Below are 23,980 nucleotides of genomic sequence, written 5' to 3'. Positions count from 1 at the left end.
CTAAGGGCAACCTAATTGGTCGGTTGTTCACCTGGCCGTCTCCTCCGGCTCTCCTAACCTGGTTACCGTGCGCCCGAACGACCGAACTTGGGAGCATGCAGTGACTCTGAAACCCCTGGCCCTCTTCGTGAAGCACGACGGCGCGTCCTCGCGTGCGTCGGTCACCTGCCAGTACAAGTGTGGCAACGCGTGCTTCCACGAGGTCCCCAACGACTCGAAGAACGAGTACTTCGGCGATATCGTCGCCGCCATGTCGCGCCGCCGCGTACTGCAGGGCGGCGCGGCGGTGGTGCTCGCCGTCGGCGCGGGCAGCGTGCTCGCCGCCTGTGGCGACGACACCACCACCAATACCGCCGCCGAGGCGGGCACCGGAGCCGGCACCGACTTCACCGCCGTCGCGCCCAACAAGGAAGACGCGGTCGTCATCCCCGAGGGCTACGAGCAGGGCGTGGTCATTCGCTGGGGCGATCCCGTGCTGAAGGACGCGCCGCAGTTCGACTTCGCCAAGCAGACCGCCGCCGCCCAGGCCAAGCAGTTCGGTTTCAACAACGACTTCGCGGCGCTGCTGCCGGTCCCCGGCAAGGACAATGAATTCCTGCTCGTGGTGAACCACGAATACACCACCGAGCCGTTCATGTTCGCCGGCTACAACCCGGATGCGCCCACCCGCGAGCAGTTCGAGATCGCCCTTGCCGCGCACGGGCTTTCGGTGGTCGGCGTCAAGGGCGAGGCCGGCTCGGGCAAGCTCACCCCGGTCATCGGCGAGTACAACCGCCGCATCACCGGCACCACCGAGTTCACTCTCACCGGCCCGGCCGCGGGCAGCGACCTGCTCAAGACCTCCGCCGACCCGACCGGCACCAAGGTGCTCGGCACCCTCAACAACTGCTCCGGCGGCGTGACCCCGTGGGGCACCGTGCTTTCCGGCGAGGAGAACTTCAACCAGTACTTCGCCGGCGTGCTGGCCGATCCGGCCGCGCAGGCGCGCGGCAAGCGCTACGGCCTCGGCCACCCGGGCGCGGGCCAGGGCGAAATGCCCCGGCGCTGGGAGACTTTCGACAAGCGCTTCGATGTGGCGCAGGAGCCGAACGAGTCCAACCGCTTCGGCTATGTGGTCGAGGTGGATCCGTGGGACCCCTCCTCCACCCCGATCAAGCACACCGCCATGGGCCGGTTCAAGCACGAGGCCGCCAATATCCACGTCACCGAGGACGGCACCGTGGTCGCCTACTCCGGCGACGACGAGCGCTTCGACTACATGTACAAGTTCGTGTCCGCCAAGAAGATCGAGAAGGGTGACACCGCCGCCGCGCGCAAGGCGAACATGACCATCCTCGATCACGGCACCCTGTACGTCGCCAAGCTGACCGGCGACCACCCGGATCAGATCGACGGCAGCGGCAAGGTCCCCTCGGATCAGGGCTTCACCGGTAAGGGCCAGTGGATTCCGCTGCTGGAGACCGGCGCCGACGGCAAGGGCAAGTCGCTGGTCGACGGCATGACCGCCGAGGAGGTCGCGGTCTTCACCCGCCTGGCCGGCGACAAGGTGGGCGCCACCAAGATGGACCGCCCCGAGGACTTCGAGGCCAACCCCAAGACCGGCAAGGTCTACGTCGCGCTGACCAACAACAAGAACCGCGGCGACGAGGGCAAGGCCGGCGTGGACGAGGCCAACCCGCGCAAGCAGAACAAGAACGGCCAGGTCCTCGAGCTCGTCGACGACCACAAGGGCACCGCGTTCACCTGGTCCCTGCTGCTGGTCTGCGGCGACCCGAAGGAGGCCGACACCTACTTCGCCGGCTTCGACAAGACCAAGGTCAGCCCCATCTCCTGCCCGGACAACCTGGCCTTCGACCCGCACGGCAACCTGTGGATCTCCACCGACGGCAATGCCCTGAAGTCCAATGACGGCCTGTTCTCGGTCGCCCTCGAGGGCGACAAGCGCGGTGAGACCAAGCAGTTCCTCACGGTTCCCATCGGCGCCGAGACCTGCGGCCCCATCATCACCAAGGACCGGGTCCTGGTCTGCGTCCAGCACCCGGGCGAGACCGACGGCGCCTCGGCCGACAAGCCCTCCTCGCACTGGCCCGACGGCGGCGCCAACCAGCCGCGTCCGTCCGTGGTCGCGGTCTGGAAGAAGGGCGGCGAGATCGGCGTGTAGTCCCCAGGGGCACAACGCATGACGAGGGTGGACCGGCTCGGAGCCGGTCCACCCTCGCTGCTGTCGAGATCTCAGTCCTGCTCGCCCCCGAACACCGCGTCGACGAGCTGCTGCGTCGCGGCCTGGAACGCCGGGGCCAGCGACAGGTCGGCGTCGTCGATGTAGTTCAGCGCCGCGGTCAGGATGGTGCCGCCGTCCGGCGTGCTGTACATCAGCGCGCCGTGCCCCGCGGCCCCGCCATTGTGGGTGATGACGGTGCCGCCTCCGGCGAGCGGCTGCACGAACACGCCCAGGCCGTAGCCGACCTTGGCTTCCGGGGTGAGCATCTCGGCCAGCAGCGCAGCCGGCAGCAGCTTGCCGCCCACCAGCGCGGCGATGAAGGTGCGCAGATCCGCGGTGGTCGAGATCATGTCGCCGCCATTGGAGATCCAGGACGGGTTCTGGCTGGTGACATCGACGGTCTGATCGTCGTAGCGGTAGTAGGCGTGGGCGTGCGGTTCGGGGACCTCGGTATCCGTGCCCGGCACCACAGTGCCCGACAGCCCGAGCGGCCCGATGATCAGCCGCTGCGCCTCCGCGGCGAACGAACGGCCGGTGACCTTCTCGATCAGCAGCTTGGCGAGGGCGTAGTTGGTGTTGGAGTAGCTCCAGTCCGCGCCCGGCTCGAAGCGCGCCGGCTTGGCCAGCGCGAACCGCACCAGCTCCTCCGCGGTGTAGGTCTTGAACCGGTTGTCCACCCACTCCTTGCCCGCGGTGGTGGCGGGAATGCCGGGCACCACGGTCCCGTCCTCGAAGTACTCACCGGTGAAGTTGAAGATTCCGCTGGTGTGCTGCAACACCATTCGCACCGTGATCCGCTCGTCCAGCCCGAGCTCGGGCAGGTATCCGGCCACCGGGGCATCCAGCTCGATCCGGCCCTCGGCCACCAGCTGCAGCACCACGGTCGCGGTGAAGGTCTTGGTATTGCTGCCGATCCGGACGTGCCCGTCGATCGGCGGCTCGGCGTTCCCACCCAGCTCGGCCACCCCGGCACTGGCGGCCCACTCACCCTGCTCGTCGCACACCCGCAGCGACACCCCGGTGAAACCGGCCGCGATCATGTCCCGCAGGACCTTTCGCAGTTCCGGGCGATCCTGGTCGGTGAGGTTGATGGTCATGGCGTTGCGCTCCTTCGAATCCGCTGTCCCCTGGCGGGACCTGATCACGGGAGCAACATTCGCCTGCCGTCCTGACACCGAGCAGTCACCGGCCTGACAGAGCGGCTGACACCGAAATTCAGTCGGTGGTGAGGAATTTCAGGACATCGGCGATCAGGCGGTGGTCCTTGATGGCATTCAGATGGGACGCGCCGGGATAGATGATCGCGCGGGCGTCCGGGATGCCCTCGGCGGTGCGGCGAAAGTTCTCGATCGGGTAGCAGGCGTCGCTGTCACCGCCGAGAACCAGTGTCGGCATGGTGATTTCACTCAGACGGTCGGTCAGGTCGAAGCCGTCTTCGGCGCGGATGAAGTTCAGCATGGCGGCGGGGTCCTTGGGGCGCACGAACGGATCCACCAGCCACATGAGTGGTGCGGCCAGGCGGGCGAACGCCGGATTCTTGATGGTGATCGCCGCGCCGTGGTGGAGTCCGCGACGGCCTGCCGCGACCGCTTCCGCGTAGTTCAGCTGTGCGGCCCGGGCGTGCGGCTCGAGCCGGTATCCCGAGGAGACGGTCACCAGCTTCCGCACGGCCTCGGGGCGGTCGGCGGCCAGTTGCAGGGCGATCGAGCCGCCGGAGCTGACGCCGATCACGTCGACCGGCTCGCCGAATTCCGCGTGCAAGGCGTCGGCGTGCTGGGCGGCGACGTCGGCCATGGTGGTGCCCGCCGAGGTGCCGGGCGCGCGGTTCACCGCGTAGACGCGGAATCGCTCGGCGAACGGGCGCAGGGTTTTGAGCTCCGAATCCCGCATCCAGCCGGTGGGATTGGCGAAATCCGGGGTGAACCAGCGCAGGAACACCAGTGGGCGTCCGGATCCCGATGCCAGGTAGGGCAGGCCGTGCCCGAGTGTTCCTTCGACGACGCCGAGTTCGGTCGCAAGGGCGGACTGCGCCATGGGGATCCTCCGGGTCTAGGTGACTGGACAGGTCCCACTGTGCTGTCACCGAGCCGGGCCGTCCATGACCGCGGAGGTCATGAACGGGAAGAACTCAGCTTGCGGGCTGGCAGGCGTCGCGCAGGGAGCAGGCGCCGCAGGAGCTGCCGCAGCCGCCGATGTCCTCGGCGGGGGCGGTGGCGGCCATGGCCTTCTCGGCGGCGGCCGCGCCGGCGCCGAGGGTGAAGACGGCGATGACCACGGCGACGGCCGGGATCAGGAGGCCCGGAATGCCGGAGCCGACGAGGGCCACCGCGCCGCTGGCGGCGAGGAGGACGCCGGCCATGATGGTGGTAGGGGCGGCCACGCGGTTGGCCAGCTTGAAGTTCTCCTCGGTTTTCAGCGCCGCTTCGGAGTGGACTCCGAAGTAGCGGTTGCCGGGGAGGGTCCCGGTCAGGCCGAGGAGTCCGGTGACAACGGCCACCGCCGACAGAGCGAAGAGGATGAGCGCCACCACGAACACGGGGTCCAATCTACCGGCGGCGGGGCGGGGGGAATCGGTTGCCCCGCGAGTGCGCGGGTACGGACCGGACGGTCGGACCTCTTTTGGGTGTGAAGGTACGCACGCTTTACCCTGGTGAGCGACCTTATCCGGGGATCGGCTAGGAACAAGAAGGCAGGACCGTGCAGGACTCACGTGTGACCGATACGCCCACCGCGGCCGCGGCGGGGACCAGCGACGTTCCTGCACACCGTTACAACGCCGACCTCGCCGGGCAGGTGGAGAAGAAGTGGCAACAGACCTGGCAGGACCGGGGCACGTTCTACGCCCCCAATCCGGTCGGCCCGCTGGCCGGTGAGACCCCCGCCGACAAGCTGTTCATCCAGGACATGTTCCCGTACCCGTCGGGCGCGGGCCTGCACGTCGGGCATCCGCTGGGCTACATCGCCACCGACGTGTTCGCGCGGTATCACCGCATGCACGGCCGGAACGTGCTGCACGCCCTGGGCTACGACGCCTTCGGCCTGCCGGCCGAGCAGTACGCGGTGCAGACCGGCGCGCACCCACGGGTGACCACCGAGTCGAATATCGCCACCATGCAGCGGCAGCTGGATCGCCTGGGCCTGGGCCACGATCGCCGCCGCTCCTTCGCGACCACCGATCCCGAGTACTACAAGTGGACGCAGTGGATCTTCCTGCGCATCTACAACGCCTGGTACGACGAGGCGCTGGGCAAGGCCCGCCCGATCGGCGAGCTGATCGAGGAGTTCGAGGCCGGTAAGCGCTCCGACAACGGCCGCGACTGGTCGGATATGAGCCCGGCCGAGCGCAATGCCCTGATCGACTCCCATCGCCTGGTCTACCAGACCGATTCCATGGTCAACTGGTGCCCGGGCCTGGGCACGGTGCTGTCCAACGAGGAGGTCACCGCGGACGGCCGTTCCGAGCGCGGCAACTTCCCGGTGTTCCGCAAGCGCCTGTGGCAGTGGATGATGCGCATCACCGCCTACTCCGATCGCCTGGTCGACGATCTGGACGAGCTGGACTGGCCGGAGAACGTCAAGTCCATGCAGCGCAACTGGATCGGGCGTTCGCGCGGCGCGCAGGTGAAGTTCGAGGCCGGCTCCGAGCTGATCGAGGTCTTCACCACCCGCCCCGACACCCTGTTCGGCGCGACCTATGTGGTGCTGGCCCCCGAGCACGAACTGGTGGACCGCCTGACCGAGGCCACCTGGCCGGCGGGCACCGATGCCCGCTGGACCTTCGGCGATGCCGACACCCCGGCGGAAGCCGTTGCCGCCTACCGCAAGTCGATTGCCGCCAAGTCGGATCTGGAGCGCCAGGAGAACAAGGAGAAGACCGGCGTCTTCCTGGGCTCCTACGCCACCAACCCGGTGAACGGCGCCCGCATGCCCGTCTTCATCGCCGACTACGTGCTGAGCGGCTACGGCACCGGCGCCATCATGGCCGTGCCCGGCCACGACGCGCGCGACTGGGACTTCGCCACCGCCTTCGGCCTGCCCATCCTGGAAGTGGTTGCGGGCGGCGATGTTTCGGAGGCCGCCTACACCGGCGAGGGTCCGCTGGTGAATTCCGGCTACCTGGACGGCCTGGATATCGAGGCCGCCAAGGCCAAGGTCATCACCGAACTGGAGGCCAGCGGCCACGGTCACGGCAAGATCCAGTACAAGCTGCGCGACTGGCTGTTCGCCCGCCAGCGCTACTGGGGTGAGCCCTTCCCCATCGTCTACGACGAGAACGGCGCACCGCACGCGCTGCCGGAATCCATGCTGCCGGTGACGCTGCCGGAGATGGAGGACTTCGCCCCGGTCACCTTCGATCCGGACGACGCGAACTCCGAGCCCTCCCCGCCGCTGGCCAAGGCCGCCGACTGGGTGAACGTGACCCTGGATCTGGGCGACGGCCCCAAGCAGTACCGCCGCGACACCAATGTCATGCCCAACTGGGCGGGCAGCTCCTGGTACCAGCTGCGCTACGCGGATCCGACCAATACCGAAGCGTTCTGCGCCAAGGAGAACGAGGAGTACTGGCTGGGCCCCAAGCCCGCCATCCACGGCCCCAAGGATCCGGGCGGCGTGGACCTGTACGTCGGCGGCGTCGAACACGCGGTGCTGCACCTGCTGTACGCCCGCTTCTGGCAGAAGGTCCTGTTCGATCTGGGTGATGTCACCGGCTACGAGCCGTACCGCCGCCTGTTCAACCAGGGCTACATCCAGGCCTTCGCCTACACCGACGAGCGCGGCGCGTACATTCCCGCCGCCGAGGTCGTGGAACGCGACGGAAAGTTCTTCTGGACCAATGAATCCGGCACCGAGACCGAGGTGTTCCAGGAGTACGGCAAGATCGGCAAGTCGCTGAAGAACGCCATCTCCCCGGACGAGATGTGCGATCTGTACGGCGCGGACACCTTCCGCTTCTACGAGATGTCGATGGGCCCGCTGGACACCTCCCGCCCCTGGGCCACCAAGGACGTCGTCGGCGCGCACCGCTTCCTGCAGCGCGTCTGGCGCCTGGTGGTGGACGAGGAGACCGGCGCGGTCAAGGCCACCGAGTCCGAGCCGGCCCCGGAAACCCTGCGCCTGCTGCACAAGACGATCGCAGGCGTGGACGACGATCTGGCCAACCTGCGCGACAATACCGCTGGCGCCAAGCTGATCGAGCTGACCAACCATCTGACCAAGACCTACCCGGACGGCGCGCCGCGCTCGGTGGTGGAGCCGCTGGTGCTCATGCTGGCCCCCATGTCCCCGCATATCGCGGAGGAGCTGTGGGAACGCCTGGGCCACACCGAATCCCTGGCCCACGGCCCGTTCCCGATCGCGGATCCGGCGCTGCTGGTGGCGGATTCGGTCGAGTACCCGATCCAGGTCAACGGCAAGGTCCGCAGCCGCGTCAGCGTCCCCGCCGACGCCGATCAGGCCGCGGTGCAGGCCGCCGCCCTGGCGGACGAGAAGATCGCGGAACTGCTGGGCGGCAAGGATCCCCGCAAGATCATCGTGGTGCCCGGCCGCCTGGTGAACATCGTCGCCTGACGATTTCCCCTGCGACACACTCGCGGCCCCGTCGAATCTCTCGGCGGGGCCGCGGTCCGTTTGTGCCCGGACGGCTAGGTCCCGGACCCCACGGCCTCCGCGGCCCGCTCGGCGTCGTACCGCAGGCGCGATCGTGCGACGTATTCGCGATGCGCGTCCGCCCAGTCGATGAGCGAATTCACCTGTGTGGACAGGGTTTCCCCGACCGGGGTCAACCGGTAGTCCACGCGCGGCGGCGAGGTCGGCGTCACCGCCCGGCTCACCAGCCCGTCGCGTTCGAGGCTGCGCAGCGTGAGGGTCAGCATCCGCTGCGAGATCCCGTCGATGGACCGCTCCAATTGCGAATACCGGCGCGGCCCGTCGCCGAGCAGCGCCATCACCAGCACGCTCCATTTGTCGCCGACGCGATCCAGCACGTCACGCAGCTGGCAGATCGCCGCCTCCGCGCCGATGGGCGGGGAGATGCCCTGCACCGCACGCACATTCGTGTTCGGTACGCGGGTTGAAGTGCCTTCTTCCGTCATCGCTCCATTGTGGGCAGGATCGTTTTCACGCACAAGAAGTAAGCAACGAACAGAAAGTGCGGTGAAATGTCCGTCAGCATTCCGGTCGATCTCGCGGCCCCGCCGCGCCGCCCCGGCCCCCGCCCCACCACGACCAATCGGGAGATCCCGCACGACCAGCTGGACCAGTTCTCGCCACCGGAGATTCGCGACGCGCTGGTCGCCTACGCGCGGTCGCTGCCCGGCGTCTTCACCGGCCCCAGCCAGGTGTCCGAACCGGCGTCGCTGGCGCTGCGACTGCATCGGCCCACCGGGCCGTGGGAGGCGTTCCTGCACCCCAGCCGCGACGAATTCGGCCATATCCATCGCACCGGCTTCCTGCACCTGACGGTTCCGGCCGAGTTCGTCGCACCGCTGCGTGAGGCGAATTGGGCCGAGCCGCATCCGATCACGCTGCGGCCGGAATGGCCCGACACCATCGTCATGTTCTACGCCCCGCGCGACGAGGCCGAACTCGCGGTCGCCACCGCCGTGCTGCATGCCTCCTGGCAGCGGGCCGGCGGAACCAACTGAAATCCCCACCGAGAGAAAGCGAGTCACTCATGCGCGCGATTGCCTTCGGCGACTTCGGCGAAAACCCGTTCCTCGCGGAGCTTTCCGTCCCCGAGCCCGGTCCGGGCGAGGTGCTGGTCCGAATCGAGCACTCGTCGATCAACGGTTTCGACCTGGGCGTGCTCGGCGGCTATCTGAAAGGTGTTTACGAGTACGAGTTTCCGGTCGTACCGGGGAAGGATTTCGCCGGAACGGTCGCCGCGCTCGGTGCGGAGGCGACCGGGTTCGCGGTCGGCGATGCGGTCTTCGGCGTGATCATGCGGCCCACCCTCGGTCAGGGCGGCTGGGCCGAATATGTGTGCGTGCCGGCCGATTACGGGATCGCGGCCGTCCCTGCCGGTCTCGATGCCGCGACGGCGGGCGCACTGGGTCTGGCAGGCACCGCGGCCCATGACGCCATTGCCGCCGTCGCGCCTGCTCCCGGTGAGACGATCCTGGTCTCCGGAGCCACCGGCGGCGTCGGCGCGGTCGCCATCCAGCTCGCTGCCGCGCGGGGCGCGACCGTCATCGCCACCGCCCGGCCCGGCGCGGAAGCGGAGTTCGTGCTCGGGCTCGGCGCAACTCACGTGGTGGACCACACGGCGGCCGTGGCCGATCAGGTCCGCGCGCTCGTTCCGGAGGGGGTGCACGCCGCGGTGCACCTGGCAGGCGATGGCGCGGTCATCGCCGAATTGGTGCGCGCGGGTGGGCGATTCACCTCCACCCTGCATTTCACGCCGGAGGATTCCGCCCGCGACATCAAGGCGACGACGGTCATGTCCGATCCCAACCGGGAGACCCTCGGCCGACTCGCCGCCGCCGTGGTGAGCGGTGACCTGCGGCTCCCGATCGCCCGGTCGTATGCGCTGTCCGACGCGCCCGCCGCGGTCGCGGACTTCGCCACCGGCACCCTGGGCAAGCTCGCCATCACCATCGCGTAGCTCCTGGGCCACACATGCTTTCGGGCCGGTGCGCACTGCGTACCGGCCCGAGTCGCGCAGCGGGTATCAGCCCTCGTACGTGCCGATGACGTTGGGCTCGCCGACCGGGACGCTGGCGGCGGCGCAGACGTACTGCAGGTCCACGGTCTGGCGCGGCTCGATGCGGGCGCTGACGGTGCCGAAGTTGGTGCCGAACTCGTCCTGGCACGTCACGGTGCCGCTCACCAGGTAGACGCGGTCGGTGTTGTTGGTGCAGGTGATGCCCGAGCACTTCAGGCCCGGGGTCATCCCGCCGCCGCCACCCAGCGGGAAAGCGCCGGCCGCGGGAGCGGTGAGCCCGACGGTTGCCGTGAGCAGTGCGGACGCCACACCGACGCCCAGTGCGAAACGATGGCCCATGAATAACTCTCCTGTTCTTGGCCCGACCCGCCCATGAGGATAGCGATGACCTTGCTCTCCGGCATAGGCGATACCTCTTATTCCGCAACGTTTTCCCGGAATTCGTCGCGAATCGGGCAGGAATCCCATAGGGCGGGACTGAGTCCGGCGCGATGGGCCCTGCGTGCTACCGCGCGATGGGCCCTGCGTGCTACCGCGCGATCGGGCGCAGCACGACCTCGGTCGGATGGGCGTCGCGCGGGGTCTCGACCGCCTGGCGCACCGCCCGCGCCACGGTTTCGGCCGTGAGGAATTCCTCCGGGCGGTACTCGCGCCCTTCGTCCGCCACGATGGCGCGCTGCATATCGGTGTCGATGCGTCCGGGATGAATCGAGGTGACCCGCAGCCCGGGTTCCTCCAGCCGCAGCGCGTCGGCGAAGGCGCGCAGGCCGAACTTGCTGGCCGCGTACACACCCCAGCCCGCATTGGCGCGCAGCCCCGCACCCGAATTGATCAGCACCACATGCCCGTTCCCGGCGCGCAGCGCGGGCAGCAGCAGCCGGGTCAGCTCGGCGACGGCGATCAGGTTGGCTTCCAACGTATTCCGCCACTGCGCAACGGACGAATCGGCTATTGTTCCCAGGTCGGCGATCCCGGCATTGTGCACCAAGACCTCCAGCCGTTCGATCGGCTCCGCCGCGCGGGCAACCGCCGGATAGTCGGTCAGCTCGACCGGCCAACCGGCGGAATCGGGCAATTCACTCAGGACCGGTTTCAGCGACTCCGCCGTGCGGGCGCCCAGCAGCAGCGTGTGCGTCGGCGCGAGTTCCCGCGCGATCGCGGCGCCCAGGCCCCGGCCGGCGCCGGTGATCAGCGCGGCCGGCCGAGTGTCGCCGTTCTTTACGGAATTCGCCATGCGATCACGGTAACTGGGGGCCGGACGGTGACGATGCTCCGGGCGTGGCAGTCGCGGCGCGCCCGGATCGATGCGGCAGCGGTGCACGAGTGGAATCGAAGCAGCGGATTCACGAAAAGGCGAACAGAGTGCAATCTGGCGATCAGGCGCTGTCCCCCCGCCACCCCGCGCCGTACACCCAGCGCGCATACCTGCGAGTTCCGTCGCAGAATAGGGCGATGACACACCCGGGTTTCACCCCGACTCAGCTCGCGGCCCGCGCCGCCTACCTGCTGCGCGGCAACGACCTGGGCACCATGACCAGCGCCGCCCCCAAGCTGTATCCGCACATGTGGAGCTGGGACGCCGCCTTCGTGGCGGTCGGATTGGCACCGCTGAGCGTGGAGCGCGCGGCCCTGGAGCTCGACACGCTGCTGTCGGCGCAATGGCGCAACGGCATGATCCCGCACATCGTGTTCGCCAATGGGGTGGACGGGTACTTTCCCGGACCGTCCCGCTGGGAATGCCGCCGCCTGGCCGCCGACGCGCCGGACGGGCCGGACACCTCCGGCATCACCCAGCCGCCGGTGCATGCCATTGCGGTGCAACGGATTCTGGATCACTCCCGCCGGCACGGGCGCAGCACCCGGGCGGTCGCGGAGGAGTTCCTGCAACGGCGCTGGCCGGATCTGATGCGCTGGCATCGCTGGCTGGCCTACGCCCGCGATCCCAAGCAGCACGGGCGCATCACGCTGTACCACGGCTGGGAATCCGGCATGGACAACTCGCCGCGCTGGGATCGCGCCTACGAGAACGTGATTCCGGGGCCGGACCTGCCGCCGTATGTGCGGGAGGACCTGCATGTGGTCGGCGATCCGACGCAGCGGCCCAGCGACCGCGAATACGACCGGTACATGTGGCTGGTCGAGCAGATGCGCCGGGCGGGGTACGACGACTATCAGCTCGCCTCGACCATGAGCTTCGCCGTCGAGGACGTCTTCGTGACCGCCGTCTTCGCCCTGGCCTGCGATGTGCTGGCCAATATCGGCGAGGACTACAAGCAGCCGCGCGCCGATGTGCGCGAGCTCTACGAATGGTCGGACTACTTCCGCGCCGGCGTCATCGCCACCACCGATGCCCGCACCGGTGCGGCCCGCGATTTCGATGTTCGCGCGGACCGCTGGATCGACACCGAAACCCTGGCGATCTTCGCGCCGCTGCTGTCCGGCGGCCTGCCCCGCGACGCCGAACGCCGGCTGCTGCGCCTGTTCGAGGGCCCGCGCTGGTGCGGTCACCCGGACCTGCGCTACGCCCTGCCGCCGTCGACCTCGCCGGTGTCCAAGGACTTCCGTTCCCGCGAATACTGGCGCGGCCCGGTCTGGCCGGTCATGAGCTGGCTGTTCTCCTGGGTCTTCGCCCGCCGCGGCTGGGCCGAGCGGTCGTTCATGCTGCGCGCCGAGGGCCTGCGCCAGGCCAGCGACGGCAGCTTCGCCGAGTACTACGAGCCGTTCACCGGCGCACCGCTGGGCAGCATGCAGCAGTCCTGGACGGCCGCATCGGTTCTGGACTGGCTGGGCTAATGCTGGCAATGAACTAGCTAACACTCGGGCGACACGCGGCCGAGTCCGGTGGCCAAAGCAGGTAATGCCCCATACCGTGCGTCTGCATGGTCCGACGAAACCGCTTGGTTCTGCTCAGTCTCGCGGCGGCCGGCATCCTCGCGGCAATCTCCGCTGCACCCGCAACCGCCGAGAACGGCCCGGACGTCTCGTCCTGGCAACACATCGACGGCCGCATGATCAACTGGTTCGCCGTCCGCGGGGCCGGCCACCAGTTCGCCATGGTCAAGGCCACCGAGGGCCTGAACTACGTCAACCCGTACTTCGTGCAGGACAGCCTGCTCATGCGCACGGCCGGGGTGGCCCGCGGCACCTACCACTACGCGCGGCCCGCGCTGCCGCCGGAACCGCAGGCCGCCCTGTACGCGACCATCGTCCTGGGCCAGAACGGACCCCTGGACCTGCCGCCCGTGCTCGATCTGGAGGATTCCGGCGGGCTGGCGCCCGACGCGCTGATCGACTGGACCCATCGCTATCTGAATACGGTGCAGGCCCTCACCGGCCGCGTGCCCGTCATCTACACCTATCCGAACTTCTGGAAGACGGCCATGGCCAACTCCAACCAGTTCACCCGCTACCCACTCTGGATCGCCGACTACCGGGGGAACGAGCAGCCCGAGGTCCCCGGCGGCTGGCCCACCTGGACCTTCTGGCAGTACACCGATTCCGGTGATGTCCCGGGCATCGCCGGCGGCACGGACATCAATGTCTACAGCGGCGCCCAGGGCGATTTCGCGCAATTCGCGAATATGCCGTTCTCCGGCAGCGGTACCGGAAGCGCGGGTAGCAGCTGACCCGCGCCACCGGCAGATCGCCGAGACCTGTTCGCTACTTGCGGTAGTCGCGGAACGAGGCGCGCAGGTCGTCGATGATGAGATCGGGTTCCTCCATGGCGGCGAAGTGCCCGCCCCGCTCGAACTCGGTCCAGCGCACGATGTTGTGGTTCTGCTCCGCCACGCGGCGGATCAGGACGCCGATGTCCTCGGGCATGACCGCCACCGCGGTCGGCACGCTGGTGTCCGGTTCGGGAGCGCCCCAGGTGGCGGCGCCCTCGTAGTAGTAGCGCGCCGATGAACCGGCGGTGCCATTGAGCCAATAGACCATGACATTGGTCAGCATGGCGTCCCGGTCGACGGCATCCTCGGGCGCATTCGTCGAGTCGGTCCAGTCCTTGAATCGCTCGACGATCCACGCCAATTGGCCCACCGGCGAATCGGCGAGACCGTAGGACAGCGTCTGCGGACGGCTGGCCTGCAGCATCGCGTACGCCCCGAATTCGTACTGGTAGCGCTGCGCCCGCTCGACGGCGCGCTGCTCGATCGGATCGTTCGGATCGGCGGTCTCGGCGGTGACGGTGGCCGACGCGATATCGGTCAGATGCATCGCGACCAGGTGCTCGGCATCGATGACCGCGAGCTGACGGGTGATGGCCGCCCCGGTGTCCTCACCGTGCGCGGTATACCGGTCGTAGCCGAGCCGGCGCATCAGCTCCGCCCACGCCCGCGCGGCCCGCGCCGTCGACCAGCCGACGGCGGGCCCGGAGAACCCGTACCCCGGAATGGTCGGCACCACAACGTGGAACGCGTCCTCCGCCTTGCCGCCGTGCGCCACCGGATCGGTCAGCGGTCCGATCACCTCGAGGAATTCCACGATCGATCCCGGCCAGCCGTGCGTGAGAATCAGCGGCAATGCGTCCGGCTCCGCCGAGCGGACATGGACGAAATGCAGGTTGTGCCCGTCGATTTCGGTGCGGAACTGCGGAAACGCATTGAGCCGCGCCTCCTGCGCCCGCCAATCGTAGGTATGCCGCCAGTAGTCGGCCAGCTCCCTGGTGTACCCGAGCGGAATGCCCTGACCCCAACCCGCCCGGGGATCCTCGTCGGGCCAGCGGGTGGCATCCAGCCGCCGGTTCAGATCGTCGAGCTGCTCTTGGGGGATCTCGATGCGGAAGGGAGTGATCTCTGCGCTCATGACATCCACCGTAGAAGCCGCCTAGGGCAACTTCTGCCCTAGCTTTCCAGGGGTTTACGCATCCAGATGTGCGGGATACCGGCATCGTCGTCGATATCGCCGTACGCCGAGTAACCGAGACGTTCGTAGAAGCCTCGGGCCTGGGTCTGCGAGTGCAATTCGACTGCGGTCAAGCCGCGTTCGCGGGCGCGGTCCTCGATGGCGCGGACCAGGGCTACGCCCAGGCCGGTGCCGCGGGTTTCCTTCAGGACGGCCAAACGGCCCAGTACGCCGGTGTTTTCGCGGATGAGGAGGCGGCCGGCGCCTGCTGGTGTGCCGTCGAGGCGGGCGAGGAAGTGGTCGGCGGTGGCGTCGAGTTCGTCGAGTTCGAGTTCCTTCGGGACGCCTTGTTCGGTGACGAAGACTTCGACGCGGATGGCGTAGGCGTCGGCTAGTTCCTGTTCGGTGGAGACAGTGACGACCTCGATCATGAGGTCAGCATGCCTCACCGGGCCGGATCGGCCGTGGGCGGCTCGGCGGCGCAGGGTGGCGGGGGAATGCTGCGGGACAGCGGGCTGCCGGGTGGGTTGATATAGAGAACGGTCAGGCGCAGCGGCTTGGCGCCGGTGTTGCGGGCCAGGTGGGCGTGGCCGGGGCCGCTGGGCTCCCGGAAGATGCGCCACGGGCGTTTGGTGACCGGCACGCAGTCGGTGGCCGGATGGTCGAGCGGGCTGCCGGTGACCAGGACCAGCAGCGTTCCGTCGTGGAAGTGCCAGCCGGTTCGACCGCCGGGGTCGATCAGGGTCTGCCGCAGGACGAATTCGCGGCCGGCGAGGGTGAATCGGGCCAGTTCGCGGCTGGCGGTACCGCTGGCGGGGGCCGGATTGGGCCGGAAGCCGCTACGCGGATCGCGGTGGAACACGGGCATGATCCGCATCATCGCGTAGCGGCCGGGGGAGCGAGCGGTCAGTGCTCGTCGTAGTGGCCGTCGTGGGCGGCGTGGCGGTGACCGTCGTGGATGTAGTCGACGTGGTCGCCGTGCGGGACGGCGACGTGGCCGCAGCCCTCGCCGTGCTGATGGTCGTGACTGTCGTGGGCGGCGTGACCCGAGGGCTCGCATTCGTCGTAGTGACCGTCGTGAGCGCGGTGCAGATGGCCGTCGTGGACATAGTCGACGTGGTCGCCGTGCGGGACAGCGACGTGGCCGCAACTCGCACCGTGCTCATGGGCGTGGTCGGTGTGAGCGGCATGTGCGGTAGTCATGGAACTTCCTTTCCGGGTGGTAAGGACATCTCCAGCAAACTAGTTCCGACATTAGCACTTGTGCATGAATTCACCGGTTGGGCAGGAACCGGCGCAGTGCTGCCCGCGCGCCGCGCGGCGGACGCGGGTCGGGCAGGCCGAGGTGCGCGGCGAAGGCGGCGGCATCGTCGGCGGTGGTGATCTTGGGGCGGGTGCGCGCCCAGTCGACATAGCGGGCGGTGAAGTCCGGGCCGCAGCGGTGGGCCAGTAGCGGGAAGCGGCGGGCCACCTCCCCGGCGCGCTTGTGCAGCAAGGCATGCGCGGTGGCGGCGATATCGGCGGTATCGAAACCCGGCGGGACCTCCGCCCCGGCGACCAGCGCCCGGACCAGTGCCTCCTGCTGCTGTGCCAGTGAGCTCGCGGGGGAATCGCTCATGATGACAGCGTTCCGGCGCGGAGGGTGATCGGCGGACGCTGCGAGACATCCGCGATGGCATTCAATTCGGCGAGCAGTTCGGCCACGGGTGGATAGTTGCCGTCGCGCTCCAGCATGAGCGGAACCGCATGGCGCGCAGTGAATTCGCCGACCAGCGCCAGCACCTCCGGTGGCACGGGATGGACGTGCGTATCGTGATAGCGGCCGCCGGATTCCCACCCGCCCGCCACATGACAGTAGGCGATCCGCTCGGCGGGCAGCCGCAGCAATTCGGTCAGCGGATCACGAGACCTGTTGCGGGCATTGACGTAAACGTTCGCGATATCGATGAGCAGATGAACACCGGTGCGCTCCACCAACTCCTGGAGAAACTCCGCTTCGGTGAATTCCGCATCCGGCCATTCGAACAACGCCGCGATGTTCTCCACCGCCAGCGGCGCCTCCAGCTCACGCTGCGTCCGGGAGATATTGCGCACCAGCGCATCCAGCGCCTCCCGGGTGCGCGGCACCGGCAGCAGATGCCCGGCCTCCATCCCGCCCGCCCGCACGAAGGCGATGTGCTCGCTCACCAGCGGAGACCCCAGCGCCCGCGCACAATCGGCCAGATGCGCGACCCGCCTGGCATCCACTGGATCGGCGCCGCCGAGGGACAGTGAAATGCCATGTGGCACAGCGAATATCCCCTGTGCAATCAGTAGCTCGAGGTCGTCGGGAACTGTTACGCCGTCAGTCGCCCCGGCCCCGATCCGCCACCGCTTGCGCTGCGGGGCGACCAGCGATTCCGCGATCACCTCGCAGAACCCGATCCCGTCCAGCGCCCCGATGATCCCGCAGATCTCCGGCCGCCACCCGATCCCCAGTGCCGTGCCCGGCAACGGCCCGGTGCTGTCCATCGGCGCCGGCGGCTCCACTGCCTCCGGCCCGGTGCTGCTCGTCGGCCCCGGCCGCACTTCGATATTCGGGCTGGTACGGCCGAGCGCTGTCGACCGCCGATTCGGCTGCGATCCGGCGTCGCCCGGCATCGGCGACACCGCCGGCCGCGGTCCGCTGCCCGGCCCTGTTGCCCGGCTTCCCGGTTGCGCGGCGCTGCTGCCGAATCCTGATGCCCGGCAGCGGTATTCCTTCCAGGTCATCCGCCGCAGCCGCCGCCGCATCCGCCGCCGCCGCAGCTGCTTCCGCCGCCGTCACCGCCACCGGAGGAGCAGCTGCTTCCGGAGCTGCCGCCATCGCTGCTGGCCACGGTGTTGGTGGCATCGGCGAGTTCGGGATCGACCGCCCACAGCACCTGCGCGCCGAAGAGGGCGACGGCCAGCGGCACGGTACCCGGTCCGTAGGCGCCGTAAGCGGGGGAGTTGTTGGGCTGGAGGTAGTTGTAGCGCTGCTGGGCATCCTCCAGCGAGGCGCGACCGCGCGGGGTCAAACGCGGGGCGTGCACCACCAGGCGGGTGAAGATGAGCAGGGCGACCATGGCGAGAATGAGCCACACGACGGCGCGCTCGTTCTCCAGGCCCGCATAGACGCGCAGGCCACCGATCAGGAGTAGTGCGAAGATCGGAACAGCCGCGAGATACAGCGCTTTTCGCTCCGCGCCGGTGAACAGGTAGCCGCGTTCGCGCAGCGTGATGCGCAGCGCGTCCACCGGTCCCTTCACGGCGCTGGTCAGGTCGGTCACCTTCCGATCGCTCGAGGAGTACAAGCGTGCGTACAGGTCCCGCGACAGCTGGTCGAGGGTCCGCTGATCCAGGGTGCGCGGCCCGGTGGGCGCACCGGAGGGTCCGATGAGCCGGTGTTCGCGCAGTTGGGCGAGCCCGACCAGGAGCGGGCGGCGGTCGTCGACCAGCATGGCCGTCTCGATCGGATACAGCGGCTGATCGGGGCGATCCGGGCCGCCGCTCGCGCGAATGATCCTGGCGCGCTGGATCAATCCGTAGCTCACGGCGGCGAAGCCGGCCAGGATATAGGCCCAGAGGAAGGCTTGTGACGGGATTCCCCAGGTATCGGCGGCAATGAGTTCGGCGGCAAGGAGTTCGGCCCCGGCCGGAGCGGTCCAGGTGATCATCGGCGATTCCCCCCTCGGGAGTCGTCAGGAAAGTCGATCACCCTTGAGTATCGCGCCTGCGAGCGGGGTGTGAACAAGCGAGTTTTCCAGGTGATTAGCCTGGGTAAGTGCGATTCCTCAGCAAGTTCTATATCGACGGGTTCATCCTGTCGATTCTCGCCACCGTGGTTGTGGCCAGCGTCTTTCCGGCGCGCGGCGACGCCGCGGCGGTGGTGGACTGGCTGACGAAGATCGCTATCGCATTGCTGTTCCTGCTCTACGGCGCGCGGCTGCATCCACAGGAGGCGCTCGCCGGTCTCAAGCATTGGCGACTGCACCTGGTGGTGCTGGCCTGCACCTTCGTGCTCTTCCCGCTGCTCGGGCTGGCCGCGCATGTGCTGGTGCCCGCGGTGCTGACCGATGATCTGTATACGGGGCTGTTGTTCCTGTGCCTGGTGCCGTCCACGGTGCAGTCGTCCATCGCGTTCACCTCCATCGCCAAGGGCAATGTGGCGGGGGCGATCGTGAGCGCCACGCTGTCCAATCTGCTGGGCGTGTTCCTCACACCGGCCCTGGTGATCCTGTTGATGAACACCACCGGGCAGGCACAGGTGGATCCGTCCGCGATCATCGATATCGTGCTGCAACTGCTGGTCCCGTTCTTCCTCGGCCAGCTCATCCGGCCGAGGATCGAGGGCTGGCTGGCCCGGTACGCGGAACCGACGAAGCTGGTGGATCGCGGGTCGATCCTGCTGGTCGTCTACAGCGCCTTCAGCGCGGGCATGGTCGAAGGCATCTGGCAGACCTTGTCGCCATTGCGGATTCTGCTGCTGGCCGGGGTGTGCGCCGCGCTGCTGGCGCTGGTGATCACCGCGACCATGGTCGCCGGGCGGCTGGCCGGATTCGACCGCGGCGATCGGATCGTGGTGGTGTTCTGCGGTTCCAAGAAGAGCCTGGCCACCGGTCTGCCCATGGCCACCGTGCTGTTCGCGGCAGCACCGGTCGGCCTGATCGTGCTGCCGCTCATGCTCTTCCATCAAATCCAGCTGATCACCTGTGCGGCGCTCGCACAACGCTGGGCTCGGACCGCACCGTGAGCGCCGAGGCCCGGCTGTCGTCGCGGCGCAGCGGATGCACATTCGGCGCCGATCGCGCACCGAGCGCCCGCAGCACCGCGCGGCCCGCCGCCGCATCGCCGACCGCGATGCGCGCGCTGCCGTCGGGATAGCGCTTCGCCAGGATTCCGGCGCGGGCCAGGGCCGCCCCGATATCGCGGCCCGGCAGGTACAGGAAGTTGGCACTGCTGCGCGGAACCCGGATACCGCTGCGCCGCAATGCTGTTCGCAGTATTTCCCGCTCGGTGGTGATGCGCAGGATGCGCTCGCCCAGCTCGGCCCGCGCCGCATACGAGGCCGCCACCGCCGCCACGGCGCCGGCGGGTACGCCGAAGGGCAGTTGCAGCCGGTGCACCCGCGCCACGAGCTCCGGCGATCCGAAGGCGTATCCGATGCGCAGCCCGGCCAGCCCGTACGCCTTGGAGAAGGTGCGCAGCACGAGCACGTTCGGATGCCTGTGCACCAACTCCACGGTGTCGAGAGTCGCCGCCGCGCTGAGGAATTCGACATAGGCCTCATCCAGGATCACCGGCACGCGCGGCGGTATCGCGCACAGGAAGGCCTTCAGCTCACTGGCCGGCACGACGGTCCCGGTCGGATTGTGCGGCCGGCACACCGCCACCAGCCCGGTGCGTTCGTCCACCGCCCGCACCATGGCCCACAGATCCTGGCGTCCGCTCGCATCGAGGGGCACCGGCGCCGGGCGCAAGCCGATCATCCCGGCCATGATCGGATACCCGTCGAATGTCGGTGCGGCATAGACGAAAGGGGATCCCGGCGCGGGCAGCGTCTGCATGATCTGCATGGCCACGCCGGTCGCGCCGGATCCGACCACCACCTGATCGGCCCGCACGCCGAGATGTCCGGCGATCAGGCCCGGCAATTGCCGGGGCAGGAACTCCGGATACCGGTTCGCCCGCAGCATGCAGTCCTCGACCGCATCCCGCACGGAAGGCAGTGGCGGGAAAGGGTTCTCGCTCAAACTCAAGTCGTACGAGATGGTGTCCAGCCACGGCATGCTCATCGCGCCGCTCCCCAGCGCACGGCCGCGGCGCCCGCGAAATCCCCGGCGTGCGCGAACGCCGCCATCAGCACCACCGAGCCATTGCGCACCCGCCCCGCCGAGTTCTCCGCGTCCAGCGTGACGGGAATGCCTGCCGCGAACAGGTTTCCGCATCGATCGAAGGTGTCGGGATGGCGTTCGGCGGGCAGTTCCAGCGCCTCGGTCCAGTTGCGCAGGAACAGCCGATTGGGCTGATTGGTGACGAAGGTATCGATATCGCGGCCCTTCACCCCGATGCGGTCGCACACCGCCAGCGCCACTTCCGGCACCAGCCGGTTGCCCCGGGTGAACACCTTGGCGACCTTGGACTCGGTGAAGGTGACGCACCCTTGACCCGCGCCCGGCTCCCAGTACCTGCGCTCGGAGCCGGTGCTGAAATCCATATCCCCGGCGAACTCCGGGTAGGTGCGGCATTCGATATCGAGGATGGGTGCGCTGTTGTTCTTCACCAGCAGCCCGACGCCGCAGCCGTCGCCGGGCACCGGCGCCTGCGCCAGCTTGCGGATATCCGGCTGGGTGAACACCGTGCCCGCGCAGTTCTGGGTGGCCGCGATGAGAGCGGTGCGCGCACCGGTGGTCTGGAGAATGGTGCGCGCCAGCCACATCATGTGGATGAAGGCCGCGCAGCCGCCATTGTGCACGTCGAACACCCAGCCCGGCCGCATGCCGAGCCGGCGCGCCACCTCCGGGCCCGGTCCCAGCGCCGGATTGTCGGGCAGCTGGGTATGGGTGAGCAGCACGTCGATCTTCGAGATCTCCTGTGCGCCATGGCGTTCGATCAGCGGCGCGACAGCGCGCTCCACCATGTCCACGGCCGTCTCGTCGCGACCCACATGGTGCCGCGCCTTGGGTGCGCGGAACATGACGTTCTTGGCCATCCGCTCGGAGCGGGAGAACTGTGTGAAGTATTCGGTGCCGACCGGTTCGCCCGGCAGATAACCGGCCACATCGACCAGGCTGACAGGCGGCGTCCTCAGATTGGGATCGGTGAAGTCCATGGCGCCCGGCTCATTTCATCCAGGCGGGCGTCACGGGCAGTCCGTGGGTGACCCGGTACTCGGCGATGGCCTTGAGGTTGTCCAGCTCCAGTTGATGCCCGGCGGAGAACATCTCCCAGAAGTCCCCGACCCACACCTTGCGTTTCTCGGGTGCGGTGTCGGCGTAGGGATTCCGTTCGTAGAACGGGTGGTGACAGTTCGTCCACAGCACCACCGAGCCGGGCTTGTCGAACACCACCTGCGCGTCCACCACCCGCATCAGGTAGATCATCCACAGGTGCTCGCCCTGATCCCAGGCGCAGTGGTAATCCACGGTCATGGCCTGTGGATTGGCGACCGTCCGCGTGTAGATGCGGGTGTTGTCGCCCAGCCGGTCATAGGAAATCCACAGCCCCGGTTCGTCGGTTTCGGTGAATCCGCGCAGGCTGTAGGTCCACTCTTCCAGGCACCGGGTGTCGGCCAGATAGTCGTACAGCTCGCGCGGCGGCGCGTCGATATAGCCCTGGACCGTGCAGTATTCGCCGAATATCCGATCGTGCGGGTACACCGACCGCAGCATGTCGAGAATGATCGGGGTGGTGGCCTCGCGGTCGGAATTCTCGATGCGCAGGACGCCGGGAACGACCTCGTCGGGGATATCGCTGAGTGCGGGCAGAGCGCTGGTGGTCACGGTCAACTCCTCGATGCCGCCAGAAATGGCGTGAAGGGCGGTATTTCGTCGGGATCGCAGTCCACCGCGATGAACGATGGTCCGCGGTGGCCGCAATGCCGCAGGGCGGCGGCGAGCCCGGCCGGGGTGGTGGGTGCGTGCGTGCACAGATCCGGGAACATGGCGGCCATGCCGGCGCCCGGATGCGCCGGCCGGAACCTGTTGAAGCTGTAGCGATCCCCGTAGTACAGCTGTTCGCGAGTTATGCACATGGCGTGCGCGTTGTTGTTGAAGACCACGAAGGTGATCGGCAGCCGATATTCGACGGCGGTGTGAATTTCCATGCCGTGCATGAAGAACGCGCCGTCCCCGGCAATGACGAAGGTCCGTCGCGGCGTACCGTCGCGGCGCTGTGCGCGCGCGAACGCCGATCCGATTCCGGCGCCGAAGGCATAGCCCATCCCGCCCATCCCCAGTGCGACGGTGAATCGGCCGCCGCGCGGCAATCGCAGGTGATGCACCACCGCCGCACCGGTGTTCCCGGCGTCCGCGAACACGTCCGCGCCGTCGGGCAGCGCCGCGTTGATGGTCTCCACGACCTCCCGGTATCGCAGTCCCGGCCCGTCCGAGGGTGGGACGGTGATGGCGGTGAGCGTCCGCCCGCGCCGTGCATCCGCGGCGGTCGGCGGGGTCCATGTCGAAGCGCCGGAAGCAGTTGCCGGACGCGCTAATTCGGTGCCCAGCTCGGCGAGCGTGATGGCCAGGTCGGTGCTGCGCACATGAACCGACGGCAGGAACGGCGCGGCGGCGCCGATGCTGGCGAGGGACACATGCGCGAGCACCTCGTCCAGCCCGGCGCGTGCGGTGATCGGCATGCGCGTACCGATCAGCAGGCACAGCGCCGCATTGTGCAGCGCGTCCGTGAGCTCCGGATGCCCCATACTTCCCGCGACACCGCAGAATCCGGGATCGCCGTGGTGGTAGACGTCCTTGGCCTCCGGGGCCACGCCCACCGCGGCATCCAGCACCGCGGCGACTCGCGCCAGTTGCGCCCGCGCGTCGTCGCGGGCGACCTGATCCCCGGCGACGATCACCACCTTCCCGGTGGACCGCGCCGCCCGCACCGCGTGCAGGACCCGCCACAACCCCTCGATATCGCGGCGGTAGCCGCGCGCCGGCGGCGTGAACGGGGGTGCGACCAGATCGGCCTGCTGCACATCCTTGGGCAGCAACAGCACCGCGGGCCCGCCCGCCCGCGCCGCGGCGACGGCCCGGGTCAGGTGAGCGGGCAGGTCGGCGGGTGCGCCGACCCGGGCGCAGTACCGCGTGATCGGCGTGAACAGCCGCACCGCGTCGAACGCGCCGGCCCGCCCGCTCGAATCCTGGAAGGCGCCCTTGCCTTCCAGGACGGTCGGCGGCTGCCCGACGAGCGCCAGCACCGGCACCCGCGAGGCGAAGGATTCGGCCAGCCCGGCCACCAGATTCACGGCGCCCCCGCCCGAGGTGGCCGCCACCACCCCCAGTCCGGAGGTCGACCGCGCATACCCGTCGGCCATGGTCGCCGCCGAGAACTCGTGCTTGGCCACCACCGCCGTGATCAGCTCCCGATGGTCGAACGCGGCATCGTAGAGATCCTCGATATTGGCCCCGTCCACGCCGAAGACGTGTCGCACGCCAAGCCGGGAGATGGCCTTCACAAGGTGGTCCACGACCCGTGTTCCGCTGTGCATCGGCGCTCCCTTCGGTGGCTGGCACCGGATGCCCGAGTCTCTA

The 23,980-nt window shown here is 68.5% G+C and carries 24 protein-coding genes; 7 read left to right on the top strand and 17 right to left on the bottom strand.

The genetic code is table 11. The features are described from left to right. Nucleotides 1-100: 100 nt before the first annotated feature. Nucleotides 101-2,161, top strand: a complete 2,061-nt coding sequence (locus tag ACFVIV_RS17555; RefSeq protein ID WP_379197378.1) for a PhoX family protein — start codon at nt 101-103, stop codon at nt 2,159-2,161. Nucleotides 2,162-2,232: 71 nt separating this feature from the next. Here the strand turns inward: ACFVIV_RS17555 and ACFVIV_RS17550 are convergent, their stop codons facing one another. From ACFVIV_RS17550 to ACFVIV_RS17540, 3 genes are all read right to left on the bottom strand, one after another. Then, nucleotides 2,233-3,318, bottom strand: a complete 1,086-nt coding sequence (locus ACFVIV_RS17550; RefSeq protein ID WP_379197376.1) for a serine hydrolase domain-containing protein — start codon at nt 3,316-3,318, stop codon at nt 2,233-2,235. 118 nt (nt 3,319-3,436) lie between these two features. After that, on the bottom strand, nt 3,437-4,255 hold the full coding sequence (locus ACFVIV_RS17545) for an alpha/beta fold hydrolase (RefSeq protein ID WP_379197374.1): 819 nt from the start codon (nt 4,253-4,255) through the stop codon (nt 3,437-3,439). A 94-nt stretch (nt 4,256-4,349) separates the two neighbouring features. Continuing rightward, complete coding sequence (locus ACFVIV_RS17540) at nt 4,350-4,757, bottom strand: SdpI family protein (protein WP_379197372.1); 408 nt, start codon at nt 4,755-4,757, stop codon at nt 4,350-4,352. Between the two features lie 161 nt (nt 4,758-4,918). Between ACFVIV_RS17540 and leuS the strand changes: the two genes are divergently transcribed. Next, nucleotides 4,919-7,789 carry a leucine--tRNA ligase gene (leuS, locus tag ACFVIV_RS17535; protein WP_379197370.1) on the top strand — a complete coding sequence of 957 codons (2,871 nt, stop codon included), beginning with the start codon at nt 4,919-4,921 and terminating at the stop codon, nt 7,787-7,789. Nucleotides 7,790-7,863: 74 nt separating this feature from the next. On the opposite strand, the gene ACFVIV_RS17530 is transcribed toward leuS, so the two are convergent. After that, nucleotides 7,864-8,313 (bottom strand): winged helix-turn-helix transcriptional regulator, encoded by a 450-nt coding sequence (locus ACFVIV_RS17530; RefSeq protein WP_379197368.1) that lies wholly within the window; start codon nt 8,311-8,313, stop codon nt 7,864-7,866. Between the two features lie 66 nt (nt 8,314-8,379). Between ACFVIV_RS17530 and ACFVIV_RS17525 the strand changes: the two genes are divergently transcribed. Further along, nucleotides 8,380-8,865, top strand: coding sequence for a luciferase family protein (locus ACFVIV_RS17525; RefSeq protein ID WP_379197366.1), 486 nt, complete (start codon nt 8,380-8,382; stop codon nt 8,863-8,865). A 29-nt stretch (nt 8,866-8,894) separates the two neighbouring features. Beyond that, on the top strand, nt 8,895-9,824 hold the full coding sequence (locus tag ACFVIV_RS17520; protein ID WP_379197364.1) for an NADP-dependent oxidoreductase: 930 nt from the start codon (nt 8,895-8,897) through the stop codon (nt 9,822-9,824). Nucleotides 9,825-9,890: 66 nt separating this feature from the next. On the opposite strand, the gene ACFVIV_RS17515 is transcribed toward ACFVIV_RS17520, so the two are convergent. Continuing rightward, a complete protein-coding gene (locus tag ACFVIV_RS17515; protein ID WP_379197362.1) occupies nt 9,891-10,223 on the bottom strand; it encodes a hypothetical protein in 333 nt (110 codons plus the stop codon). A gap of 190 nt (nt 10,224-10,413) precedes the next feature. Further along, complete coding sequence (locus ACFVIV_RS17510; protein ID WP_379197360.1) at nt 10,414-11,118, bottom strand: SDR family oxidoreductase; 705 nt, start codon at nt 11,116-11,118, stop codon at nt 10,414-10,416. 218 nt (nt 11,119-11,336) lie between these two features. On the opposite strand from ACFVIV_RS17510, the gene ACFVIV_RS17505 reads away from it, so the two are divergent. Together ACFVIV_RS17505 and ACFVIV_RS17500 are read left to right on the top strand one after the other, a co-directional pair. Beyond that, nucleotides 11,337-12,677 (top strand): glycogen debranching protein, encoded by a 1,341-nt coding sequence (locus ACFVIV_RS17505; protein WP_379197358.1) that lies wholly within the window; start codon nt 11,337-11,339, stop codon nt 12,675-12,677. An 86-nt stretch (nt 12,678-12,763) separates the two neighbouring features. After that, the gene (locus tag ACFVIV_RS17500; RefSeq protein WP_379197356.1) at nt 12,764-13,510 is read left to right on the top strand and encodes a glycoside hydrolase family 25 protein; all 747 of its coding nucleotides are present in this window, start codon (nt 12,764-12,766) and stop codon (nt 13,508-13,510) included. 34 nt (nt 13,511-13,544) lie between these two features. On the opposite strand, the gene ACFVIV_RS17495 is transcribed toward ACFVIV_RS17500, so the two are convergent. From ACFVIV_RS17495 to ACFVIV_RS17465, 7 genes are all read right to left on the bottom strand, one after another. Then, a complete protein-coding gene (locus ACFVIV_RS17495) occupies nt 13,545-14,687 on the bottom strand; it encodes an epoxide hydrolase family protein (protein WP_379197354.1) in 1,143 nt (380 codons plus the stop codon). Between the two features lie 38 nt (nt 14,688-14,725). Beyond that, nucleotides 14,726-15,157, bottom strand: coding sequence for a GNAT family N-acetyltransferase (locus ACFVIV_RS17490; protein ID WP_379197352.1), 432 nt, complete (start codon nt 15,155-15,157; stop codon nt 14,726-14,728). Between the two features lie 14 nt (nt 15,158-15,171). Beyond that, nucleotides 15,172-15,594: a hypothetical protein gene (locus tag ACFVIV_RS17485; RefSeq protein ID WP_379197350.1), complete on the bottom strand. Its 423-nt coding sequence runs from the start codon at nt 15,592-15,594 to the stop codon at nt 15,172-15,174. 38 nt (nt 15,595-15,632) lie between these two features. Beyond that, nucleotides 15,633-15,929, bottom strand: coding sequence for a hypothetical protein (locus ACFVIV_RS17480; RefSeq protein WP_379197348.1), 297 nt, complete (start codon nt 15,927-15,929; stop codon nt 15,633-15,635). A gap of 70 nt (nt 15,930-15,999) precedes the next feature. Next, nucleotides 16,000-16,344 carry a hypothetical protein gene (locus ACFVIV_RS17475; RefSeq protein ID WP_379197346.1) on the bottom strand — a complete coding sequence of 115 codons (345 nt, stop codon included), beginning with the start codon at nt 16,342-16,344 and terminating at the stop codon, nt 16,000-16,002. After that, nucleotides 16,341-17,237: a DUF692 domain-containing protein gene (locus tag ACFVIV_RS17470; RefSeq protein WP_379197344.1), complete on the bottom strand. Its 897-nt coding sequence runs from the start codon at nt 17,235-17,237 to the stop codon at nt 16,341-16,343. Before ACFVIV_RS17470 ends, ACFVIV_RS17475 begins: the two co-directional genes overlap by 4 nt. A gap of 236 nt (nt 17,238-17,473) precedes the next feature. Continuing rightward, nucleotides 17,474-18,403 (bottom strand): TIGR04222 domain-containing membrane protein, encoded by a 930-nt coding sequence (locus ACFVIV_RS17465; protein ID WP_379197342.1) that lies wholly within the window; start codon nt 18,401-18,403, stop codon nt 17,474-17,476. 107 nt (nt 18,404-18,510) lie between these two features. On the opposite strand from ACFVIV_RS17465, the gene ACFVIV_RS17460 reads away from it, so the two are divergent. Then, nucleotides 18,511-19,479 (top strand): bile acid:sodium symporter family protein, encoded by a 969-nt coding sequence (locus ACFVIV_RS17460; protein WP_379197340.1) that lies wholly within the window; start codon nt 18,511-18,513, stop codon nt 19,477-19,479. Here ACFVIV_RS17460 and ACFVIV_RS17455 read toward each other — a convergent pair. From ACFVIV_RS17455 to ACFVIV_RS17440, 4 genes are read right to left on the bottom strand one after another with little or no spacing between them, the layout of a single operon-like run. Continuing rightward, entirely contained in the window at nt 19,433-20,521 is a 1,089-nt protein-coding gene (locus ACFVIV_RS17455) for an aminotransferase class I/II-fold pyridoxal phosphate-dependent enzyme (RefSeq protein ID WP_379197338.1), read from the bottom strand. The genes ACFVIV_RS17460 and ACFVIV_RS17455 overlap by 47 nt on opposite strands. Then, complete coding sequence (locus ACFVIV_RS17450) at nt 20,518-21,558, bottom strand: 3-oxoacyl-ACP synthase III family protein (protein ID WP_379197336.1); 1,041 nt, start codon at nt 21,556-21,558, stop codon at nt 20,518-20,520. The genes ACFVIV_RS17455 and ACFVIV_RS17450 overlap by 4 nt, the downstream gene beginning before the upstream one ends. Before the next feature lie 10 nt (nt 21,559-21,568). After that, the gene (locus tag ACFVIV_RS17445; protein WP_379197334.1) at nt 21,569-22,228 is read right to left on the bottom strand and encodes an SRPBCC family protein; all 660 of its coding nucleotides are present in this window, start codon (nt 22,226-22,228) and stop codon (nt 21,569-21,571) included. A gap of 2 nt (nt 22,229-22,230) precedes the next feature. Beyond that, nucleotides 22,231-23,937, bottom strand: a complete 1,707-nt coding sequence (locus ACFVIV_RS17440; RefSeq protein ID WP_379197332.1) for a thiamine pyrophosphate-binding protein — start codon at nt 23,935-23,937, stop codon at nt 22,231-22,233. Nucleotides 23,938-23,980 lie beyond the last annotated feature (43 nt).

Source organism: Nocardia sp. NPDC127526 (assembly GCF_042672265.1).
Taxonomy (GTDB): Bacteria; Actinomycetota; Actinomycetes; order Mycobacteriales; family Mycobacteriaceae; genus Nocardia.
This window is presented reverse-complemented; position numbering and strand designations above follow the sequence as displayed.

Coding starts and splice junctions, on each gene's coding strand:
- ACFVIV_RS17455 (WP_379197338.1), bottom strand. CDS start 20,521: ATGAGCATGCCGTGGCTGGACACCATCTCGTACGACTTGAGTTTGAGC.
- ACFVIV_RS17550 (WP_379197376.1), bottom strand. CDS start 3,318: ATGACCATCAACCTCACCGACCAGGATCGCCCGGAACTGCGAAAGGTC.
- ACFVIV_RS17510 (WP_379197360.1), bottom strand. CDS start 11,118: ATGGCGAATTCCGTAAAGAACGGCGACACTCGGCCGGCCGCGCTGATC.
- ACFVIV_RS17485 (WP_379197350.1), bottom strand. CDS start 15,594: ATGCCCGTGTTCCACCGCGATCCGCGTAGCGGCTTCCGGCCCAATCCG.
- ACFVIV_RS17525 (WP_379197366.1), top strand. CDS start 8,380: ATGTCCGTCAGCATTCCGGTCGATCTCGCGGCCCCGCCGCGCCGCCCC.
- ACFVIV_RS17470 (WP_379197344.1), bottom strand. CDS start 17,237: ATGGACAGCACCGGGCCGTTGCCGGGCACGGCACTGGGGATCGGGTGG.
- ACFVIV_RS17520 (WP_379197364.1), top strand. CDS start 8,895: ATGCGCGCGATTGCCTTCGGCGACTTCGGCGAAAACCCGTTCCTCGCG.
- ACFVIV_RS17475 (WP_379197346.1), bottom strand. CDS start 16,344: ATGAGCGATTCCCCCGCGAGCTCACTGGCACAGCAGCAGGAGGCACTG.
- ACFVIV_RS17480 (WP_379197348.1), bottom strand. CDS start 15,929: ATGACTACCGCACATGCCGCTCACACCGACCACGCCCATGAGCACGGT.
- ACFVIV_RS17515 (WP_379197362.1), bottom strand. CDS start 10,223: ATGGGCCATCGTTTCGCACTGGGCGTCGGTGTGGCGTCCGCACTGCTC.
- ACFVIV_RS17505 (WP_379197358.1), top strand. CDS start 11,337: ATGACACACCCGGGTTTCACCCCGACTCAGCTCGCGGCCCGCGCCGCC.
- ACFVIV_RS17500 (WP_379197356.1), top strand. CDS start 12,764: ATGGTCCGACGAAACCGCTTGGTTCTGCTCAGTCTCGCGGCGGCCGGC.
- ACFVIV_RS17450 (WP_379197336.1), bottom strand. CDS start 21,558: ATGGACTTCACCGATCCCAATCTGAGGACGCCGCCTGTCAGCCTGGTC.
- ACFVIV_RS17465 (WP_379197342.1), bottom strand. CDS start 18,403: ATGATCACCTGGACCGCTCCGGCCGGGGCCGAACTCCTTGCCGCCGAA.
- ACFVIV_RS17495 (WP_379197354.1), bottom strand. CDS start 14,687: ATGAGCGCAGAGATCACTCCCTTCCGCATCGAGATCCCCCAAGAGCAG.
- ACFVIV_RS17490 (WP_379197352.1), bottom strand. CDS start 15,157: ATGATCGAGGTCGTCACTGTCTCCACCGAACAGGAACTAGCCGACGCC.
- ACFVIV_RS17530 (WP_379197368.1), bottom strand. CDS start 8,313: ATGACGGAAGAAGGCACTTCAACCCGCGTACCGAACACGAATGTGCGT.
- ACFVIV_RS17440 (WP_379197332.1), bottom strand. CDS start 23,937: ATGCACAGCGGAACACGGGTCGTGGACCACCTTGTGAAGGCCATCTCC.
- ACFVIV_RS17545 (WP_379197374.1), bottom strand. CDS start 4,255: ATGGCGCAGTCCGCCCTTGCGACCGAACTCGGCGTCGTCGAAGGAACA.